Origin of the sequence: Streptomyces sp., assembly GCF_035645055.1 — a bacterium.
In the GTDB taxonomy this organism is placed as follows: domain Bacteria; phylum Actinomycetota; class Actinomycetes; order Streptomycetales; family Streptomycetaceae; genus Streptomyces.
In genome coordinates this window covers 93,654-109,597 of sequence record NZ_DASQNH010000065.1, presented here as the reverse complement: position 1 = coordinate 109,597, position 15,944 = coordinate 93,654, and the positions used below count along the sequence as shown (strand labels likewise).

Here is a 15,944-nt window from a genome sequence, read left to right as displayed (position 1 = left end):
ACCCTCCGGCCCCGCCTTGCCCGTTCTGTGCGGTCCCGTGGAAAACCGTTTGCTATTGACCATGTCACGACGTGAACCTTTCACGGCTTGCTGTCGCCGTTCACCCCCCTGATCCGAGCCACTGGGACGTCATGCAGATCCGAGACCTTCCGTTTCCCGACCCGGGCGTGCCCGACGCACGCTCGGGCCCCCGATTTCTGTGGTGGCTCTTCCGCAATCAGCTGAGCGGCCAGCTGAAGTCGCTGGCCTGGGGCCTGCTGCACTTCGTCTCCGTCTCCGCGCTCCCGTTCTGCGTCGGGTTCGCCGTCCAGGCGGTCGTCGACCGCTCCGGCTCCCGACTGGCCCTGGCGGGCGGGCTGCTGGCGCTGTGCGGCGTCGGCATCGCGCTCGGCGACACCTTCCTGCACCGCGCCGCCGTCACCAACTGGGTGACCGCGGCGGCCCGCGTCCAGCAGCTGCTGGCCCGCAAGACGGCCCAGTTGGGCTCGGCGCTGACCCGGCGGGTCGCGGCCGGTGAGGTGGTGGCCGTCTCCACGGGCGACGTGGAGAAGGTCGGCTGGTTCGTGGAAGCCGTCTCCCGGTTCACCGCCGCCGCCCTCACCGTCGTCCTGGTCGCCGTCGGCCTCGTCGTCTACCAGCCGGCGCTCGGCGTGGTCGTCGCGCTGGGCCTGCCCGTGCTGGCCCTCGCGGTGCTGCCGCTGCTGCCTCCCGCCACGCGACGCGCCGACATCCAGCGCGAGAAGGCCGGACGGGCCACCGAACTGGCCTCCGACACCGTGGCCGGCCTGCGCGTACTGCGGGGCATCGGCGGCGAGGACCTGTTCCTCGACCGCTACCGCCGCGCCTCCCAGGAGGTCCGCCACGCGGCCGTGCGCAGCGCCCGGATGTGGTCGCTGATCTCCGCGATCCAGGTGCTGCTGCCCGGACTGCTGCTGATCTCGGTCGTCTGGTACGGCGTCCGCCTGGCCCGCGAAGGCCGGATCACCGTCGGCGAGCTGGTCACCGTGTACAGCTCCGTCATGATCATGAGCTACCCGCTGCGGCACTTCGAGGAGATCGCGATGGCGTACTCCTTCTCGCGCCCCTCGGCCCGGCGGGCCGCCCGCGTGCTGTCGCTGGAACGCGCCACCGACACCGGCGGCTCACGCGCCGCCGATCCGCCCTCCGGCGATCTGTACGACCCGGCCACCGGACTGCTCGTCCCCGAGGGCCTGCTGACCGCCGTGGTCTGCGGCGACCCGGACGCGGCGGGGCGGCTCGCGGAACGGCTGGGCGGACACGCCGCCGAGGCGGGTACGCCCGTGCTGCTCGGCGGGGTGCCGCTGGACGAACTCCCGCTCGACACCGCGCGCACCGCCGTCCTCGTCCAGGACAAGGACCCGGTCCTTCTCTCGGGCACCCTGCGCGACCTGCTCGACGTGCCCTCCTCGGGCGCGGTCGACGCCTCGGACGCGCTGTCCGCCGCGCAGTGCGGGGACGTACTGGCGGCGCTCGCCCAGAGTTCGCTCGACGTCGAGGACCCGCTGGACGCCCGGATCACCGAACGCGGCCGGTCCCTCTCCGGCGGCCAGCGCCAGCGGCTCGCCCTGGCCCGGTCGCTGCTGACCGACCCGGAGGTGCTGGTCCTCGACGAGCCGACCTCCGCCGTCGACTCCCATACCGAGGCGCGCATCGCCCAGGGCCTGCGGGACCTGCGGGACGGCCGTACGACCGTGGTCTTCACCTCCTCTCCGCTGCTGCTGGACCGCGCGGACCGGGTGGTGCTGGTCCACGACGGCCGGGTCGCGGCGGTCGGGCCGCACCGTGAGCTGGTGCACGACGAGCCGCGGTACCGGGCGGTGGTGACCCGTGAGGCCGACGACGGAAGCGGACTCGATGAAGTCGGCGGCCGGAAGCAGCTCGACGGACAACGGCCCGGTGAACAGCGGCCCGGTGAACAGCGGATCGATGCGCAGCCGATCGATGCGCAGCCGATCGATGCACAGCGGATCGACGCACAGCGGATCGATGCGGAGCAGTTCCACGGACAGCGGCTCAATGAACTGAACGAACTGGAAGAGATCGAGGAGACCGCATGATCGGCGTGGCGCCACCGGCCCACGACCCGGCGGCCCCGACGACGGCGAACACCCTGCCCGTCGGCGCCCCCGCCACCGTCCGCGCCTACGTGGCCGAGCTGTTCCGCCGGCACCGCCGTGCGTTCCTGCTCCTCGTCGGCGTGAACACGGTCGCCGTGATCGCCTCCATGGCGGGCCCCTACCTGCTGGGCGGACTCGTCGAGCGGGTGACGGACGAGGCGCGGGAACTGCACCTGGGCCTGACGGCGATCCTGTTCGTCGTGGCGCTGGTCCTCCAGGCCGTGTTCGTGCGGGAGGTACGGCTGCGCGGCGCGATGCTCGGCGAGCGGATGCTGGCCGATCTGCGCGAGGACTTCCTCGTCCGGTCGGTCGGGCTGCCGCCGGGCGTCCTGGAACGGGCCGGCACCGGCGATCTGCTCTCCCGGATCACCACGGACATCGACCGGCTCGCCAACGCCATGCGCGAGGCCGTGCCGCAGCTGGCCATCGGTGTGGTGTGGGCCGGACTCCTGCTGGGCGGACTCGTCGTCACGGCACCTCCGCTGGCCGCCGCGGTGCTGCTCGCGCTGCCGCTGCTGGTGGCCGGCTGCCGCTGGTACTTCCGCCGGGCGCCCTCCGCCTACCGGTCCGAGTCCGCCGGATACGCCGCCGTGGCCGCCGCGCTCGCCGAGACGGTGGACGCCGGGCGCACCATCGAGGCGCACCGGCTGGGCCGGCGGCGGGTGGAACTGTCCGAGCGGCGGATCCGCGAGTGGACGGCCTGGGAGCGGTACACCCTCTGGCTGCGCTCGGTCCTGTTCCCGGTCATCAATCTCACCCATGTGACGGTCCTCGGTTCCGTGCTGATGGTCGGCGGGGTGTTCGTCCTGCAGGGCTGGATCGGCGTCGGGCAGCTCACCACGGGCGCACTGATCGCGCAGATGCTGGTCGACCCTGTGGGGCTCATCCTGCGCTGGTACGACGAACTCCAGGTGGCCCAGGTGTCGCTGGCCCGGCTGGTCGGGGTCCGCGACATCGAGCCGGACGCGGGGGACGCCTCGGTGCGGCCGGACGGCCGCGACGTACGGGCCGACCGGGTGCGCTTCGGCTACCTCGAAGGCGTGGACGTGCTGCGCAAGGTCTCCCTGGAGGTCGCTCCCGGCACCCGGCTGGCGCTGGTCGGCCCCTCGGGGGCGGGCAAGTCCACGCTGGGCCGGCTGCTCGCCGGGATCTACGCGCCCCGCGACGGCCGGATCACCCTCGGCGGTGCCGAACTGTCCCGGATGCCGGCCGAGCGGGTCCGCTCCCATGTGGCCCTGGTCAACCAGGAGCACCACGTCTTCGTGGGCTCCCTGCGGGACAACCTGCTGCTCGCCCGCACCGACGCCGTGGACGCCGAGCTGTGGGCGGCGCTCGGCGCGGTCGACGCGGACGGGTGGGCACGGGCTCTGGACGAAGGCCTGGACACCGAGGTCGGCTCGGGCGGGCTCGCGCTGACCCCGGCGCAGGCCCAGCAGATCGCCCTGGCCCGCCTGGTGCTGGCCGACCCGCACACCCTGGTGCTGGACGAGGCGACCTCCCTGCTCGATCCCCGCGCCGCCCGCCATCTGGAACGCTCCCTGGCCCGGGTCCTCGACGGCCGCACCGTCGTCGCCATCGCCCACCGCCTGCACACCGCCCATGACGCCGACGTCATCGCCGTCGTCGAGGACGGACGCATCACCGAACTCGGCAGCCACACCGATCTCGTCGCCGCGAACGGAGCGTACGCGGCCCTGTGGAGGTCGTGGCACGGCTGAGCCGTCCGCCTGGGGTGGGGCGGAGCCGACGGTGGGCACGCCGCGGGTCCCGGGTGGGGCGGAGCCGAGGGTCGGTGCCGCGCGGGCCCCGGACGGAGTGGGTGCCAAGGGCAAGTGCCGGGCGGGCCCCGGACGGAGTGGGCGCCAAGGGCAGGTGGCGGGCAGGCCCCGGACGGAGTGGGCGCCAAGGGCAGGTGCCGGGCAGGCCCCGAGCCGGGCGGGTGCCGCGCGGGCCCCGGACGGAGAGAGCGCCAAGAGCGGGTGCGGGCCTGCGCTGGCGGGGCGCGGCCCGAAGGGCCGGAAGTACCGTGCGTCCCCGGACGGCCGATTGCCAGGCGCTGCCCCAGACGCTGTTTGGCGGGCGCCAGCGAGGCGCCGGCCCAGGCACTCGGGTGTCCCATATCGCCTCGTGCACCCCTGGCCGCGTCGCCTCGCCCGGCAGCGACGGGACCGGCCGGGGCGCGGGCGGTGCCGGGCCGTCGGCGTCCGGCGTGGTTCCGGGCAGGCGGTGGGCTGCCGCGGCCTGGATCCCGGCCGGCCGTTCATCACCGGCACGGGCCGGAGCCCGGGGAACGGCCCGGGCCGGAGCCCGGCGCAGCCCCCTCGGCTCCTTGCCGTTGCGCGGTGCCGAACAGGGGTGGAAGGCTGGATAGCGGCGGCGCCGGCTCGGGGGCGCGCCCGCAGTCCGTGGCGGGCGGGGCCTGTGCCCCGGCACGGACGATCGCGGTCCGCCGCCCACCGCGGTGAGAACGGCACCGTCCCCACCCCCTGGAGGTACCCGTGAACAGCGCCGACGGATGGGGAGACGACGTCTATCAGCCCGACGCGTCCGACCAACGCGAGGACACGGGCGTGCTCGACGCGGAGGACACCCTGGAGTACGACGGTGTCGACGATCCCCTCGACCGGGGCTGGTCCCCTCCGGAGCGACCGTGGGCGGTGGAGCACACCGGGGTGACCGCGGCCGAGCGCCACGCCGGCGAGACCCTGGACCAGCGGCTGGCCGAAGAGCAGCCCGACCTCGCCGTTCCGGACGGCGACGGCCTCGGCGACTCCGCGGACACGGACGGCGAACTCCTGGACAACGAGGTCGGTGCCGCCCGCGCGGGTCGTCTCGTCGCCCCCGACGAAGGCGCGCACGAGGACGAGGAAGCGGCACTGGTCGCCACGGACGTCGGTATCGACGGCGCCGCCGCCTCCGCCGAGGAGGCCGCCATGCACATCGTCGACGAGGAATCCCTGTCCGGCTGACCCCGCCGTCACCGGCGCCTCTCCCCTGCCCCCGCCCCACCTGGAGCACCCATGCAGCAGGACAAGCACCCCGACTACCACCCCGTCGTCTTCCGCGACCGGGCCGCCGGCTACGCCTTCCTCACCCGGTCCACCGCGACCAGCGACCAGACCATCGAATGGGACGACGGCGAGACCTACCCGGTGGTGGACGTGGAGATCTCCGCGGAGAGCCACCCCTTCTACACCGGCAAGGCCCGCACCGTGGACACGGAGGGCCGCGTCGCCCGCTTCGAACGGCGCTACGGCGAGGGCACCCGCCAGGGCTGAACCCACCAGGTCCGAGCCCACGGGGCGGCGGGCCGCCCGGGCGGCCCGCCTCAGATCACGTTGAGCGCCGCCGCGCCGCCCACTCCCCCGAGCAGCATGAACGCCGGCATCAGCACCTTCAGCTCGACCCAGCTGCCCGCCCGGAAGCGCATGGCCCTCGGCGGGCCGACCGGGTACCAGCGCTTGCGCCCGACCGGGATCGGCCACAGGATCGGGCAGCCGGAGACCGTCAGCGCGTCCCCGATGTCGTGTACCAGCGCGCCCAGCACGACCGGCAGTCCCAGCCACAGATACTCCTGGCCCGGCGCCGTGAACAGCCAGTCCGACCCGTTGCCCGGCTTGTCCAGCACTCCGGCCAGGATCCACGCGCTGGTCGCGGCCAGGAGCCATACCAGGACATCGCTGCCGGAGCCGCGGGTCGCCCGCCACAGCAGGCCCTCGATCGCCAGCACCATGTGCACGAACAGGATCGCCAGCACCGCCCAGCGCTCGCCGGTGATCGCCAGTACCGAGGTGCCGCCCCCGATCAGCACCGCCCACACCCAGGTGTGCGTCAGCGTGCGGTGCCCGCCGGAGCGACGCGGGTCGCCTTGCTTCCTGGTGGCCTTGTAGACCGCGTACGAAAGCTTGTCGACGATCTCGCACAGGCCGCGCGAGAGGGGCCCGAAGGCCCGGGAGATGGTCGCCGCCTTGTGGTCGAGGTCGGGGGCGAGCGCGGCGCCGGCGCAGATCAGGGCGCCGGCCAGCACGACCGGCCAGGGCATGGGGTGCCCGGCCGCGGCGGCGGCCGCTCCGACTCCGAGCCAGGCCGCGGCTCCGGAGAGTGAGTGTGCTGGTCCCATCATCGCCGTTGCCCGCCCCGTTCTTCGTGTGCCGCTGTCCAGTCGGCCGCGCGTGCTGTCGCCACGCCGGCGACTCAGCGTAGCGTTCGTGATCTTCGGGCGGGCATCCGATTCCCGCATCGGGCGCGAGGCCAGGCAAGATGGGGGCGTGACCCTCATCGATCAGCTGCCGCCGACCGCCGACCCCGACGCCCTGTACGAAGCCTTCGAGTCGTGGGCTCAGGACCGCGGTCTCACCCTCTATCCCCACCAGGAGGAGGCGCTGATCGAGGTGGTCTCGGGCGCGAACGTGATCGTGTCGACGCCCACCGGTTCCGGCAAGAGCATGATCGCCGCCGGTGCCCACTTCGCGGCGCTCGCCCGGGACGAGGTCACCTTCTACACCGCTCCGATCAAGGCGCTGGTGTCGGAGAAGTTCTTCGAGCTGTGCAAGATCTTCGGCACCGAGAACGTCGGCATGCTGACCGGCGACGCGTCCGTCAACGCCGACGCCCCGGTCATCTGCTGCACCGCCGAGGTGCTCGCCTCCATCGCGCTGCGCGACGGCAAGCACGCGGACGTCGGCCAGGTCGTCATGGACGAGTTCCACTTCTACGCGGAGCCGGACCGCGGCTGGGCCTGGCAGATCCCGATTCTGGAGCTGCCGCAGGCGCAGTTCATCCTGATGTCGGCCACCCTCGGCGACGTCTCGATGTTCGAGAAGGACCTGGCCCGGCGCACCGGCCGCCCGACCTCGGTGGTCCGCTCGGCGACCCGCCCCGTCCCGCTCTCCTACGCGTACCGGCGCACGCCGCTCACGGAGACGCTGACGGAACTGCTGCAGACCCAGCAGGCGCCGGTGTACATCGTGCACTTCACCCAGGCGCAGGCGGTGGAGCGAGCGCAGGCGCTGATGAGCATCAACATGTGCTCGAAGGAGGAGAAGGAGCGGATCGCCGAGCTGATCGGCAACTTCCGTTTCACCACCAAGTTCGGCCGCAACCTCTCCCGTTATGTGCGGCACGGCATCGGTGTGCACCACGCCGGCATGCTGCCCAAGTACCGGCGTCTGGTGGAGAAGCTGGCCCAGGCCGGTCTGCTGAAGGTCATCTGCGGCACGGACACGCTCGGCGTCGGCGTCAACGTGCCCATTCGCACGGTGCTGTTCACGGCACTGACCAAGTACGACGGCAGCCGGGTGCGCACCCTGCGCGCGCGGGAGTTTCACCAGATCGCGGGCCGTGCCGGGCGGGCCGGCTTCGACACGGCGGGTTTCGTCGTCGCCCAGGCGCCCGAGCACGTCATCGAGAACGAAAAGGCGCTCGCCAAGGCGGGCGACGACCCGAAGAAGCGCCGCAAGGTGGTCCGCAAGAAGGCGCCCGAGGGTTTTGTGGCGTGGTCGGAGGACACCTTCGAGAAGCTGATCACGTCCGAACCGGAGCCGCTGACGTCCCGCTTCCGGGTGACGCACACCATGTTGCTGTCGGTGATCGCACGGCCCGGGAACGCCTTCGAGGCGATGCGGCATCTGCTGGAGGACAACCACGAGCCGCGCAGGCAGCAGCTGCGGCACATCCGCCGCGCGATCGCGATCTACCGTTCGCTGCTGGGCGGCGGCATCGTCGAGAAACTGGACAAGCCGGACGCAGAGGGCCGGATCGTCCGGCTCACCGTCGACCTCCAGCAGGACTTCGCGCTGAACCAGCCGCTGTCCACCTTCGCGCTCGCCGCGTTCGAGCTGCTGGACCCGGAGTCGCCGTCCTACGCCCTGGACATGGTGTCCGTGGTGGAGTCCACGCTGGACGACCCGCGGCAGATCCTCGCCGCCCAGCAGAACAAGGCGCGCGGCGAGGCGGTGGCCGCGATGAAGGCGGACGGCGTCGAGTACGAGGAGCGCATGGAGCGCCTCCAGGACATCACCTACCCGAAGCCCCTGGAGGAGCTGCTCTTCCACGCGTACAACACGTACCGCAAGAGCCACCCCTGGGTCGGTGACCATCCGCTGTCGCCGAAGTCGGTCATCCGCGACATGTACGAGCGGGCGATGACCTTCACGGAGCTGGTGTCCCACTACGAGCTGGCCCGCACCGAGGGCATCGTGCTGCGCTACCTGGCCAGCGCCTACAAGGCGCTCGACCACACCGTGCCCGACGACCTGAAGTCCGAGGATCTGCAGGATCTGATCGAGTGGCTGGGTGAGATGGTCCGCCAGGTCGACTCCAGTCTGCTCGACGAGTGGGAGCAGCTGGCGAACCCGGAGGAGATGACCGCCGAGGAGGCCCAGGAGAAGGCCGACCAGGTCAAGCCGGTCACCGCCAACGCGCGGGCCTTCCGGGTCCTGGTGCGCAACGCGATGTTCCGCCGGGTGGAGCTGGCGGCCCTCGACCAGGTGGCGGAGCTGGGCGAGCTGGACGCCGAGTCCGGCTGGGACGCCGAGGCCTGGGGCGAGGCGATGGACAAGTACTGGGACGAGTACGAGGAGCTGGGCACCGGCCCGGACGCCCGCGGTCCCAAGCTGCTGATCATCGAGGAGGAGCCGCAGAACGGTCTGTGGCGCGTCCGGCAGATCTTCGACGACCCGAACGGCGACCACGACTGGGGCATCAGCGCGGAGGTCGATCTCGTGGCCTCCGACGCGGAGGGTCGCGCCGTGGTCCGTGTCACCGACGTCGGCCAGCTGTGAGCACAGGAGAAAGGCACCCATGACGAATCCGGCCGAGAGACTCGTCGACCTGCTCGACCTGGAGCAGATCGAGGTCAACATCTTCCGTGGCCGCAGCCCCGACGAGTCCCTCCAGCGGGTCTTCGGCGGCCAGGTGGCCGGCCAGGCCCTGGTCGCCGCCGGGCGTACCACGGAGGGCGACCGCCCGGTGCATTCGCTGCACGCGTACTTCCTGCGCCCGGGCCGGCCGGGCGTGCCGATCGTGTACCAGGTGGAACGGGTCCGCGACGGGCGGTCGTTCACGACCCGCCGGGTCACGGCCGTGCAGCAGGGCCGCACGATCTTCAATCTGACCGCCTCCTTTCACAAGCCTGAGGAAGGGAGCTTCGAGCACCAGCTGCCGCCGGCCCGGAAGGTGCCGGACCCGGAGTCCCTGCCGACGGTCGCCGACGAGATCCGCGAGCATCTGGGCGCGCTGCCCGAACAGTTGGAGCGGATGGCGCGTCGCCAGCCGTTCGACATCCGCTACGTGGACCGGCTGCGCTGGACGCCCGAGGAGATCGAGGGCGCCGAGCCCCGCAGCGCGGTGTGGATGAGGGCGGTCGGCCCGCTCGGTGACGACCCCCTGGTGCACACCTGCGCGCTGACGTACGCCAGTGACATGACCCTGCTGGACGCTGTGCGCATCCCGGTCGAGCCGCTGTGGGGACCGCGTGGCTTCGACATGGCGTCGCTGGATCACGCGATGTGGTTCCACCGGCCGTTCCGCGCCGACGAGTGGTTCCTGTACGACCAGGAGTCCCCGATCGCGACGGGGGGCCGGGGTCTGGCCCGTGGGCGGATCTACGACCTGGAAGGGCGCCTGCTGGTGTCCGTCGTCCAGGAAGGGCTGTTCCGGGCGCTGTAGTCCGGGGCCGACCGGCTGTTCAGGAACCTCTGCGGCGCAGCCATCCGGGAAGACGGCGCCGTCGCTCCGGCGTCGGCAGCTCGGCCTCGGGCAACCGGGGGCGCGGTGTCGGCCGGGGCGCCGGGCGTGGGGCGGGCCGGTGCTCGCGGGCCTCTTCCAGGGCCCGTGTCAGGTCGGCCCGCAGCCAGCCGATCTCGTCCGCGTCCTCTGCCGTCGTGATCCTCTCGGCGAGCTGGGCCGCCGGCGAGCCGGGGGCGCACCGGACCGGCGGACCGGGCCGGAACCGGTTCAGATGCGCACGCTCGTAGGGGTCGTTGACCAGCTCCGCGATCTGGACCGGATCGAGCAGGGCGGCCAGGGCGCCCGCCTTCTCCCAGGGGTCGTCGGCGTGCCGCAGCAGGAAACCCAGGTGGCGGCCCCGCCAGTTCCGGGGCCGTAGATCGAGCCCGGCGGCCAGCTGGTCCCGCAGCCACTCGGGTGCCCGGCCCCTCAGCAGCGCGGCGTTCTTCTCGTCGGCGGCGAACTGCCGTACCTCGTCGGCGAGATAGAGCCAGACGACCGCGCGGTAACGGTTGATGTAAAAGGCCACGGGCACCACCAGACCCAGGCGCGCGAGGCGGGTGAACCTGGTCGGCGTCACGCCCATGAGTGCGGTGGCCTCCCGTGTCCCCACTGTCCGCAGGCCGTCGCGGAGCGTCTCGGGGAAGCCCTCCGCGGCGCGCAGCCGGTCGACCTCGTCGCGGGGCACGCGGCGGCCTCCGCCGCCGTCGTCGGGCACCGTGCGGATGCGTCCCAGGTGCACCGCGAGGTCGAACTCGTCGCGCTTGAGCCCCAGTTCGCGGGCGGCCCGGCTCGGCGCCCAGGTGAGGCGGTTCCCTGCCGTGATGGTGTCACCTGACATGTCGGTCTCCCCCGTGGAGTCGTGTGCTCACGCTGTGTGCGTTCGCGGTGACACCAACGTAACCGGTCCGGCCGACAGCGCGCCGAGCCTGTGGACAACTCCGCGGGGGAGTGAGAAAGCGCAGCTCAGAGGTCTGCGGCTGGGGCTCGCTCAGGGCGGCGGGCATCTACGCCGAGGTGTTCGCCGACCCGGTTGACGAGCAGCGTCATCTCGTAGCCGATCTGGCCGATGTCGGCTTCAGCGCCGCTGAGCACGCACAGACAGCTGCCGCTGCCCGCCGCGGTGACGAACAGCACCGCGTCGTCGAACTCCACCATGGTCTGGCGGACATTCCCCGCGCCGAAGTGCCGGCCCGACCCCTTGGCCAGGCTGTGCAACCCGGACGCGACGGCGGCCAGGTGTTCCGCGTCCTCGCGCCGCAGGCCCGTGCTCGCGCCGGTCACCAGCCCGTCGTTGGACAGGACCAGTGCGTGGCGCACGTCTTCGACGCGTTCGGTCAAGTCGTCCAGCAGCCAGCCGAGTCCCTGGTTCTGTGCCATGTTCAAGTCTCCCCGTGTGATGTCTCCCCCTGGCCGGAGGGGATCTCTCCGTCAGCCTTACCCAGGACCGGCGCGCGGGCAAGGAGGAGGGGAGGCATGCACAGAAGATGACCGACGGCCAATGGCGGGAGTTCGTCTCGCGCGGTGCCCGCACCGGAAAGCTGTCGACCGTCCGGGACGACGGGAGTCCGCATGTGACACCCGTCTGGTTTCTGCTGGACGGCGACGAGGTGGTGTTCGACACCGGCAAGGACAGCGTGAAGGGGCGCAATCTGGCCCGCGACGGCCGGATCGTCCTCTGTGACGACGACGACCGGCCGCCCTACGCCTACGTGGTGCCGCGGGGCCGCGCCCGGCTCGTGGAGGACCCGGTCGAGCTGCGGCACTGGGCGGCCCGGATCGGGGCCGGGTACATGGGCGAGGACCGCGCCGAGGAGTTCGGGGCGCGCAACGGCGTACCCGGTGAACTTCTGGTGCGGGTGACCATCGACAAGGTCCTCGCGGAACGGGGCGTGGCCGACTGACTCCGTCCCCGCGGCCGGGGAGCACGGGTCAGCCGACGGAGTCGAGCAGCCGGGTGGCGTGCATCCGCCCGGCGTACTCGACGAGCCGGATCAGCACCTCCGTGCCGGAGTCGCGGTCACGGGCGCCGCACAGCACCACGGGGGTGCCCTGGTCGAGGTCGAGCGCGCGGCAGACATCGTGGGCGCCGCAGGTGCGGGCGCCCACGAAGCAGTTGACGGCGGGGCACAGGCGCACACAGGGGCGCATTCTCGAAAGGTGCTGGAATGTGGCGCGCAGGTGTACCTGAACGCCCGCCTCCCGCTCGAACGGGTGCGCCGAGGCGTCGTCCGCCTCGGTGAGGGATCATGCGGAACATGAGCGACGACCGTACGCACGTCCAGGAGTTCTTCACCTCCCGCGCCGCCGACTGGGACAGCCGGTTCCCCGACGACGGCCCGGCCTACGCGGCCGCGGTCGCCGAACTGGGGCTGCGTCCGGGCGACCGCGTCCTCGACGCGGGCTGCGGCACCGGACGCGCGCTGCCGCCGCTGCGCGCGGCCGTGGGCCCGTCAGGGGTGGTGGTGGGGGCCGATCTCACTCCGGCGATGCTGGAGGCCGCCGTTCGGGCCGGCCGGGACCGGCACGGGCGGCTGCTGCTCACCGACGTGGCCGCGCTCCCCCTGCGGACGGGGGTGTTGGACGCGGTCTTCGGGGCGGGCCTGATTGCTCACCTGCCCGACCCGGCCGCCGATCTGCGGGAGCTGGCTCGCGTGGTGCGCCCGGGCGGCCTGCTCGCCCTCTTCCATCCGATCGGCCGCGCAGCGCTGGCGGCCCGTCACGGGCGGCAGATCACCCCGGACGACCTCCGCGCGGAGCCCAACCTCCGCCCGCTGCTCGCCGCCTCGGGCTGGCGCATGACGTCGTACGTCGACGAGGACGACCGGTTCCTGGTGCTCGCCGTACGCGAGGACTGAGCCGTCGGGGACGACCGGGCCGTCACAGGAGCATCACCGCGCTGACGGGGCATGTGCGGCCGGTCGCGGAGAGCACCCGGTATCCCGCGATCAAGCGACTGGAGCGGGCCGGTCTCCTGGTACGCGCCATGGAGCCCGGGGCGGTGGCCGCCCCGCGGCACGTGCTGTCCCTGACCCACGAGGGTCGGCGGGATCTGCGCCACCGGCTGGCGGAGCCCGCGCGGCGCGACATCACGGACGAGAACCGCTGGTTCACGGTGCTCGCCTTCCTCCGTCACCTGGACGACGCCGACGCGCAGGCGGCCGTACTGCGCCGCAGGCTGTCCTTCCTGGAGGAGCCCGCGAGCTTCTTCTACGACGGTGACCGGCCGCTCGCCGCCGAGGATCTGGACGACCCGTTCCGGCAGGGCATCCTGACCATCGCGCGCGCCACGTCCCGGGCAGAACTCAAATGGCTGCGCGCCACGTTGACGTCACTCGGCGACCGACCCGCCACCGTGCCGCACCGGGCAGCCACGCACCCCCGGCGTCGGCCAGGTGCCCAGGTCGGCCAGCCGATAGCCGTCCGGATAGCCCTTGATCTCCCGGTTCTGCCGGGCGAAGTGCGGGGACCGCCGCGGCGGCATCAGCCGGACGGCCCGGCCCCGCAGGCGCACCGCACGACGTACCAGCGCGCGCGTGCCGGGGCTCGGCACCGGATAGCGGAAGGCCCGCAGCAGCGGGTCGTCGAGCAGCGCCAGGATGCCGGTGCGCAGCACGGGCGCCAGAGGGCGCGGATACCAGGAGGCCATCAGGTCGAGCGTGGCGTCCGAGACCCGGCGCCCCGCCTCGTCCCAGTCGAAGTGGGCGGCCTCGTAGTCGTCGAGGCAGGCCTCGAACTCCTCGTAGGTCTCCGGGATGCCCTTGATGCCCATGTGGCGCCCCAGGGCGCCGTAGTGCACCGCGAAGGCGGAGATCTCGTGCCGGGACAGCCTCCGCCACCCGTAGGCGTCGATCCACCGCCTGGGCATCACGACGAACGTGCACAGCACGTACCGCATGTCGTCGTTGCTGATGTCGTAGGAGCGGTGCATCCGGTTGATGCGGCGGACCGCCGTACGGCCGGTTGTGCTGTCGAAGCCGTGCTCCACGACGGCGTCGAGCAGAAGCGAGGTGTCGTCGTACCGCTTCTGCGTACGGTCCGTCAGTTCGGCGGTCTCGGCGAGCAGCCGGCCGATGCTCGGCACGGCGTAGGTGCGGTACAGCGCCAGCTCCAGTGCGCGGGTGTAGTCCCATGGGAACTCGTACGCCGATGTGAGCCGGAGGATCGCCGTCGCCTCCTCGCGCGGATCCATCCGCCGGATCTGCTCGAGCCGCGCGAATCGCTTCACTGCGCCCCCCTTCTGCCGCCGAAGTTCCAACTCTACGTTGTGCAACAGTGTTTGAGACGATCAGTGACGCACACCCTCACAGGGGGGAAGGTGGTCGGCATGTTCGGCAAGGTATGCCAGGCATGGGGGAAACTTCAGGGCGCCGCGCGGGAGGAGCGGAGTGCCGGCCGTGACACACGCACGCACAACCTCTTCGAGGCGGCAGCCGTGTATGTGTCGGCCTGCGCGGAGGACGACCAGGAGCGGAGCGACGAGGCGGCGGGCTGGGTGTCGCCGGAGGCGCTGTCCTTCGGGGTGAACGAGCTGGCGTGCCGTGCGGTGATCGCGCTCGCGCGGGAGCGCGGCGAGTCGCCGCAGACCGTCGCCCGCGATCTGCTGGGATTGCCGGCGGCCTGACGCCCGCGGCCCGAGGTGGCCGTTTCGTCCGGTCTCCACCGGATCACCGCGGTTCCGCGCGGTCGATGGAGTCGTGACAAGCGGCTCCCGGGCGCACTAGGGTGCGCGCCGTTGGACGAACCCCTGGGGAGGCTGTGATGGCCGGGATGGACGAGGATGCCGTCGCCGCCGCGGACGACGCGCTGTATGTGCTCACGGCGGTGCTGCTGACACCGGCCAAGTTCCCGAGCGTGCTCGGCGACGACTACCCGGAGGCCTGCGCGGCGCTCGGCCTCCCGCCGCTGGCCGACGGGTACGGCCTGGTGCTGGGCCAGGACGGCGAGGGCGCGCGGTGGACGGTGGTCACCGACGACGTGTCCCTGGTGGCCGTCGCGATCGCCTCCTGGGACTGCGGCATGGAGTACGACCTTTCGCCGGACGAGCGCAGCGTGGTCGCCGCCCTGCCCGGGTGGCCCCTCGCGCTCGCGGTGGCGGCGCCCGGAGTGCCCGCGCCGCATGACCCCGGCCCCGACCTGGCCGACCGTCCACCGCTGACTCCGCCCGACACCAGCACGTGGGGTCCCGCCCAGCGGCGGCTCGGGGCCGACGAGATAGCCCTCCAGTGGGCGCAGTGGAGGGAGCAGCTCGACGACTCCGAGTTCACGACCCCCGGCGGCGCCGGGGAGGGAGAGCGGGGAGGCGGGCACGGCGGTGTGCGGCGGGTGCTCGCCGAGGCACGCGCGTACGTGGCCACGCCACCGCCCCTGGGCCGGGTCCGGTCGTCCTTCGCCCCGGGCGACGCGCGGACGCTGCGCGCCGACGGTCCGGGCTGGTCCCTGGTGGCCAGGACCGACGACATCGCGTTCGTGCTGCTGGACGAGATGCCCGGGGAGGTCCTGCCGGTGGGGCGCGGGCCGGAGCTGCCGGGGCTCCTGGAGGCCCTGGACAGGATGGCCGTACGCCCGAGCTGAGCGCGCCGGGCCGTAGGGGCATCGCGTGGCGGACCGGGCTCGTGTCCGCCACACGGTGTGAGCCGTCGGGCGCACGCGCCACCCGGCGCATTCGGGGGTTGGTGGGGAGCCGGTGGCTAGCGGCCGAGCTCCTTGCGGGTGGCACGGCGCAGGCGGCGCCGCTGTGCGGGGTCCAGTGCGACGTACGCGGCGGCGGGGACGCCCAGCACGATCAGCAGCGCCGCCCACCAGGGCAGCCAGATCAGCAGAAGAAGACCAACCGCCACACCCCCTGCGGCGATCTTCGCGTTCTTCGACATATGAGTCGCCTCCTTCGCGGCCACTGCCGCTCTCTGCCGGAAGAACGGCCCCGCGCCGCCGACGGTTCCGAGCCGCGCCCCTGAGACATCCCTGACGCCCGTCCCTTAGGGCATCCCGAAGCCTTCCCCGCTCAGTGACTCAGGTCACAACCTTCTCATGCCGAGCCGGCCGATGCGGTGCTGTACCCTCGGCGACTCCAAACCC

The 15,944-nt window shown here is 72.4% G+C and carries 15 protein-coding genes and 2 pseudogenes; 11 read left to right on the top strand and 6 right to left on the bottom strand.

Annotated features, from left to right (window positions below):
- Positions 1-131 precede the first annotated feature (131 nt).
- The 4 genes from VE614_RS22230 to VE614_RS22215 all read left to right on the top strand — a co-directional run bounded on the left by VE614_RS22230 (position 132) and on the right by VE614_RS22215 (position 5,416).
- Complete coding sequence (locus VE614_RS22230; protein WP_324939886.1) at positions 132-2,078, top strand: ABC transporter ATP-binding protein; 1,947 nt, start codon at positions 132-134, stop codon at positions 2,076-2,078.
- A complete protein-coding gene (locus VE614_RS22225) occupies positions 2,075-3,856 on the top strand; it encodes an ABC transporter ATP-binding protein (protein ID WP_324939882.1) in 1,782 nt (593 codons plus the stop codon). Before VE614_RS22230 ends, VE614_RS22225 begins: the two co-directional genes overlap by 4 nt.
- Positions 3,857-4,636: 780 nt before the next feature.
- A complete protein-coding gene (locus tag VE614_RS22220) occupies positions 4,637-5,107 on the top strand; it encodes a DUF5709 domain-containing protein (RefSeq protein ID WP_324939879.1) in 471 nt (156 codons plus the stop codon).
- A gap of 51 nt (positions 5,108-5,158) precedes the next feature.
- Positions 5,159-5,416 carry a type B 50S ribosomal protein L31 gene (locus tag VE614_RS22215; RefSeq protein ID WP_324939876.1) on the top strand — a complete coding sequence of 86 codons (258 nt, stop codon included), beginning with the start codon at positions 5,159-5,161 and terminating at the stop codon, positions 5,414-5,416.
- Between the two features lie 50 nt (positions 5,417-5,466).
- Here VE614_RS22215 and VE614_RS22210 read toward each other — a convergent pair whose 3' ends face one another.
- Entirely contained in the window at positions 5,467-6,261 is a 795-nt protein-coding gene (locus VE614_RS22210) for a metal-dependent hydrolase (protein WP_324939872.1), read from the bottom strand.
- A 145-nt stretch (positions 6,262-6,406) separates the two neighbouring features.
- Between VE614_RS22210 and VE614_RS22205 the strand changes: the two genes are divergently transcribed.
- Positions 6,407-8,920, top strand: a complete 2,514-nt coding sequence (locus VE614_RS22205; RefSeq protein ID WP_324939869.1) for a DEAD/DEAH box helicase — start codon at positions 6,407-6,409, stop codon at positions 8,918-8,920.
- A 19-nt stretch (positions 8,921-8,939) separates the two neighbouring features.
- A complete protein-coding gene (locus VE614_RS22200; RefSeq protein WP_043498495.1) occupies positions 8,940-9,806 on the top strand; it encodes an acyl-CoA thioesterase in 867 nt (288 codons plus the stop codon).
- A gap of 19 nt (positions 9,807-9,825) precedes the next feature.
- On the opposite strand, the gene VE614_RS22195 is transcribed toward VE614_RS22200, so the two are convergent.
- Both VE614_RS22195 and VE614_RS22190 read right to left on the bottom strand, forming a co-directional pair.
- Entirely contained in the window at positions 9,826-10,707 is an 882-nt protein-coding gene (locus tag VE614_RS22195) for a DUF6397 family protein (RefSeq protein WP_324939864.1), read from the bottom strand.
- A 125-nt stretch (positions 10,708-10,832) separates the two neighbouring features.
- On the bottom strand, positions 10,833-11,246 hold the full coding sequence (locus VE614_RS22190) for a roadblock/LC7 domain-containing protein (protein WP_324939861.1): 414 nt from the start codon (positions 11,244-11,246) through the stop codon (positions 10,833-10,835).
- Positions 11,247-11,353: 107 nt separating this feature from the next.
- On the opposite strand from VE614_RS22190, the gene VE614_RS22185 reads away from it, so the two are divergent.
- Positions 11,354-11,770 carry a PPOX class F420-dependent oxidoreductase gene (locus VE614_RS22185; protein ID WP_324939859.1) on the top strand — a complete coding sequence of 139 codons (417 nt, stop codon included), beginning with the start codon at positions 11,354-11,356 and terminating at the stop codon, positions 11,768-11,770.
- A 28-nt stretch (positions 11,771-11,798) separates the two neighbouring features.
- Here the strand turns inward: VE614_RS22185 and VE614_RS22180 are convergent.
- Positions 11,799-11,990 (bottom strand): annotated as a pseudogene (locus tag VE614_RS22180) (ATP-binding protein); the annotation flags it as partial.
- Positions 11,991-12,124: 134 nt separating this feature from the next.
- Here VE614_RS22180 and VE614_RS22175 point away from each other — a divergent pair.
- Together VE614_RS22175 and VE614_RS22170 are read left to right on the top strand one after the other, a co-directional pair.
- Positions 12,125-12,724, top strand: coding sequence for a class I SAM-dependent methyltransferase (locus tag VE614_RS22175; protein WP_324939856.1), 600 nt, complete (start codon positions 12,125-12,127; stop codon positions 12,722-12,724).
- 26 nt (positions 12,725-12,750) lie between these two features.
- Positions 12,751-13,203 (top strand): annotated as a pseudogene (locus tag VE614_RS22170) (PadR family transcriptional regulator); the annotation flags it as partial.
- On the opposite strand, the gene VE614_RS22165 reads toward VE614_RS22170, so the two are convergent.
- Positions 13,198-14,094: an oxygenase MpaB family protein gene (locus VE614_RS22165; RefSeq protein ID WP_324939853.1), complete on the bottom strand. Its 897-nt coding sequence runs from the start codon at positions 14,092-14,094 to the stop codon at positions 13,198-13,200. The pseudogene VE614_RS22170 and the gene VE614_RS22165 overlap by 6 nt on opposite strands.
- 99 nt (positions 14,095-14,193) lie before the next feature.
- Between VE614_RS22165 and VE614_RS22160 the strand changes: the two genes are divergently transcribed.
- Entirely contained in the window at positions 14,194-14,490 is a 297-nt protein-coding gene (locus VE614_RS22160) for a hypothetical protein (protein WP_324939984.1), read from the top strand.
- Positions 14,491-14,627: 137 nt separating this feature from the next.
- Positions 14,628-15,440 (top strand): hypothetical protein, encoded by an 813-nt coding sequence (locus VE614_RS22155; RefSeq protein WP_324939850.1) that lies wholly within the window; start codon positions 14,628-14,630, stop codon positions 15,438-15,440.
- 116 nt (positions 15,441-15,556) lie between these two features.
- Here VE614_RS22155 and VE614_RS22150 read toward each other — a convergent pair whose 3' ends face one another.
- Complete coding sequence (locus VE614_RS22150) at positions 15,557-15,739, bottom strand: hypothetical protein (protein ID WP_324939847.1); 183 nt, start codon at positions 15,737-15,739, stop codon at positions 15,557-15,559.
- Between the last annotated feature and the right edge of the window lie 205 nt (positions 15,740-15,944).

Excerpts from the sequence above, each read along its gene's own strand:
- VE614_RS22225 (WP_324939882.1), top strand. The coding sequence starts at position 2,075 with ATGATCGGCGTGGCGCCACCGGCCCACGACCCGGCGGCCCCGACGACG.
- VE614_RS22175 (WP_324939856.1), top strand. The coding sequence starts at position 12,125 with ATGAGCGACGACCGTACGCACGTCCAGGAGTTCTTCACCTCCCGCGCC.
- VE614_RS22190 (WP_324939861.1), bottom strand. The coding sequence starts at position 11,246 with ATGGCACAGAACCAGGGACTCGGCTGGCTGCTGGACGACTTGACCGAA.
- VE614_RS22150 (WP_324939847.1), bottom strand. The coding sequence starts at position 15,739 with ATGTCGAAGAACGCGAAGATCGCCGCAGGGGGTGTGGCGGTTGGTCTT.
- VE614_RS22210 (WP_324939872.1), bottom strand. The coding sequence starts at position 6,261 with ATGATGGGACCAGCACACTCACTCTCCGGAGCCGCGGCCTGGCTCGGA.
- VE614_RS22215 (WP_324939876.1), top strand. The coding sequence starts at position 5,159 with ATGCAGCAGGACAAGCACCCCGACTACCACCCCGTCGTCTTCCGCGAC.
- VE614_RS22160 (WP_324939984.1), top strand. The coding sequence starts at position 14,194 with ATGTTCGGCAAGGTATGCCAGGCATGGGGGAAACTTCAGGGCGCCGCG.
- VE614_RS22185 (WP_324939859.1), top strand. The coding sequence starts at position 11,354 with ATGACCGACGGCCAATGGCGGGAGTTCGTCTCGCGCGGTGCCCGCACC.
- VE614_RS22195 (WP_324939864.1), bottom strand. The coding sequence starts at position 10,707 with ATGTCAGGTGACACCATCACGGCAGGGAACCGCCTCACCTGGGCGCCG.
- VE614_RS22200 (WP_043498495.1), top strand. The coding sequence starts at position 8,940 with ATGACGAATCCGGCCGAGAGACTCGTCGACCTGCTCGACCTGGAGCAG.
- VE614_RS22230 (WP_324939886.1), top strand. The coding sequence starts at position 132 with ATGCAGATCCGAGACCTTCCGTTTCCCGACCCGGGCGTGCCCGACGCA.
- VE614_RS22155 (WP_324939850.1), top strand. The coding sequence starts at position 14,628 with ATGGCCGGGATGGACGAGGATGCCGTCGCCGCCGCGGACGACGCGCTG.